3 protein-coding genes are annotated in these 3,185 nt (G+C 63.3%); all 3 read right to left on the reverse strand.

The window, feature by feature from the left end; translation table 11 throughout:
• On the reverse strand, positions 1 to 615 hold a 615-nt coding region (locus ACQY7U_RS17740; protein WP_428647172.1), incomplete at its 3' end, for a 3-ketoacyl-ACP reductase.
• Complete coding sequence (locus ACQY7U_RS17745) at positions 612 to 2,096, reverse strand: FAD-dependent oxidoreductase (RefSeq protein ID WP_428647174.1); 1,485 nt, start codon at positions 2,094 to 2,096, stop codon at positions 612 to 614. The genes ACQY7U_RS17740 and ACQY7U_RS17745, both read right to left, overlap by 4 nt.
• A 3-nt stretch (positions 2,097 to 2,099) precedes the next feature.
• The coding region (locus ACQY7U_RS17750) for an ABC transporter ATP-binding protein (protein WP_428647177.1) at positions 2,100 to 3,185 on the reverse strand (1,086 nt) is incomplete at its 5' end.

The raw sequence follows: 3,185 nt of genomic DNA on the forward strand, positions 1-3,185 counted from the left end.
GATCCGGGCCGTGTATTTGTCCTTCACCCCGGCGGTCATGCCGGTTTCGATGATGCCGGGCCGGATTTCGAAGACGCCGATGCCGTGAGGAGCGAGCCGGACCGCGAAGAGCTCGGCCATCATGGCGGCGCCCGCCTTGGAGATGCAATATTCGGCCCGCTCGATGGAAACCATGGTCGCGCTGACCGAGGTCACGAAGGTGATCGACCGGTAGGTGTCCTCAGGCAAGTCCAGCATGCGTCGGGCAGCCTCCTGCGCCAGGAAGAAAGCGCCCCTGAGGTTCACGCCCAGCACGAAGTCGAAACTGTCGAGCTGAAGGTCCAGCATGTCGCCGCGCACCTTTGCCGGAACGCCCGCGTTGGAAACCAGCGTCGTGACCGGTCCGAACCTCTCCTCAACCCGGTCCATGAGACCTGCATGGCCCTCGACATCCTGCATATCGTGGGAGAAATAGGCGGCATTGCCCCCAAGCCTTTCGAGGGCTTCGCCGACTTCCGGAGTGTCCGGCTTGCTGCGGGAGGCGAGCGCAACGGAGTAGCCGGCGCCTGCCAGCGTTTCCGCAATGCCAAGGCCGATGCCTTTTTGCCCACCGGTGACGAGCGCGACTTTGCTCATGAGTTCAGTTCCCGTTTGATGGTCTCGGCGGCCCGAAGCGACAGGGCCGCGACGGTGAGTGCCGGGTTGACGGCGGCCGATGTCGGCAGCGCCGCCGCATCGGTCACGAAAAGATTTGGATGGTCCCACGACCGGCAGTCCGGATCGAGCACGGAGGTTGCCGGATCGGCGCCCATGTGCAGCGTACCGCATTGGTGCGAGGGAACCCGCCCGTCGAAGAGGCGGGAGAGCACAATCGGAAAACCGGCCCTGCGCAGTGTTTTCTTCGCCTTCGAGACCAGCTTCCTGTGCGCGGTCATGTTCGACCGGCGCCATATGAGCTGGATCTCGCCGTCCTTCAGGACGACCCGGCTCTCCGGATCGGGCAGATCCTCCGAGATCAGATAAAGGTCGAGCGCGTGACCGGAGATCCAGCGGGCGGCGAACTTCGGCAAGCCCGGCACCTGGATCTTCAGGATGTCCGGCGTCACCCGCCCCAGGAGCTGGAGGTTGCCAAGCGGCATGCCGCCCTCGCCATCCGACAGATACCAGTCGTTGATGCCGAAGGTCTTCTGGTAGACCGCATCGTTGCGGAACCTTGGGTCGATGGCGATCATTGCCGTGGCATTGTGGTTCATGAAGCAGCGGCCGACATAGCCGGAGCTGTTGGCAATGCCGGATTTCAGCAGCAGGGCAGCCGACTGTACGGCCCCGGCACAGAGGGCAACGATTTTCGCCTTCAGGCGCATTTCAACGCCGTCCTTTTCATAGGCGATTTCGCTGATGCGACCCGTCTCCGGTTCTGCATTCAGGGAGGTTACCTTCGCCCCGGTGATCAGGCTGACGTTGTCGTGGGCAAGTGCGGCGGCAAGTCCGCAGGTTTCCGCATCCATCTTGCCGCAACGAAGGTCCGGATAACCGTCCCAGCCGGTTTTTCCTGCCGCCAGCCAACGGTCGATGTCGACCCCGAGCGGCAAGCTGAAAGGCCTGACGCCGGCAGCTTCCAGCCGTTGCCGTGCCGTCTTGATGGCCGGTTCGTCCGGGACCGGCGGGAACGGATATGGACCTGAATGCTGCGGTTCGCTGACATCAGACCCGGCATCCCCGCGCACCTGATAGAGCCGCTCCGCGGCATCGTACCAGGGCGCGAGTTCCTCGTAGGAAAACGGCCAGGCGGGCGAGACGCCGTCGTAGTGCTGAAGTTCGTCGAAATCCTTCTCCCGGTACCGGATCAGCACCGCGCCGTAGAGCTTCGAGTTGCCGCCGACATTGTAGTAGTTGCCCGGTTCGAACGGGCGTCCTTCCTCGTCCAGCCAGGTTTCCGGCGAGCGGAAGGCACTGTTGGTATAGATCCGCCAGGGATCGCGCGCGGGCGCATCATCAGGGATCTGCTGCCCCCGTTCCAGGATGGTGATCCGGGCACCGGACGGCGCAAGACCGGCGGCAAGGGAAGCCCCGCCCATGCCGCTGCCGATGATGACGATGTCTGGTGCCGTGGTCATGCGTCAGGCAATCCGCTTTTCGCTTTGAGGATCGAAGGCGACCGCCTTCTCCATGTTGAAGGCAAACGGGAATACATCCCCGGCCTGCACCGAAACATCGGCGCGGAAACGGCCGGTGACGTCCTTGCCGCCGATCTGGCTGACCACGAAGGTATCGGAGCCTGCGGGTTCGGTCACCTCGACGGGCGCCTCGACCATGTGAACCGCCCTTGAATTCCTGTCTGCGCCATCCTTGTCCGTGATCGCCTCCGGACGGATGCCAAGCACGATGTCCCGGCCGACACTGGAAGAAAGGGCCCCGTTGGCAAAGGGAATCGCGGCGCTCTTGCCATCGGCGAGCTTTACCTCGGCCGCCGGACCGCCTTCGGCTGAAACAACCTTGGCCGGAAACAGGTTCATGGATGGCGACCCCATGAAGCCGGCCACGAACATGTTGGCCGGGTTGTCGTAGATCTCCTTGGGTGTGCCGAGCTGCTGGACATAGCCGCCGAACATCACCGCGATCCGCGTCGACAGCGTCAGTGCCTCGATCTGGTCGTGGGTCACATAGACGATGGTGGTGCCGAGCTTCTGGTGCAGCTTCTTGATTTCGGTGCGCATGTCGACGCGCAGTTTTGCGTCAAGGTTCGACAACGGCTCGTCGAAGAGGAACACGTCCGGCTCGCGCACCAGCGCCCGGCCCATGGCAACGCGCTGGCGCTGACCGCCCGAGAGCTGCCCCGGCTTGCGGTCGAGCAGATGCGAGATCTGCAGGAGATCGCCGACCTGGGCGATGCGCTTTTCCCGCTCTGCCTTGGCAATGCCGTGCATTTCCATGCCGAAGGCGATGTTTCCGGCAACGGTCATGTTCGGATAGAGCGCGTAGGACTGGAACACCATCGCGATGTTGCGGTCCGCCGGCTTGACCCCATTCATGCTCCGGCCGCGGATGGAGATGTCACCGCTGGTGATGTCCTCCAGTCCGGCGATCATGTTGAGCAGCGTGGACTTGCCGCAGCCCGACGGGCCGACGAGAACAAGAAACTCGCCCTCCTCGACGGAAATGTCGGTCTCGTGAAGGACCTTGAGCGATCCGTAGGATTTTGTTGC

This window comes from Roseibium sp. (assembly GCF_050301095.1).
Classification (GTDB): domain Bacteria; phylum Pseudomonadota; class Alphaproteobacteria; order Rhizobiales; family Stappiaceae; genus Roseibium.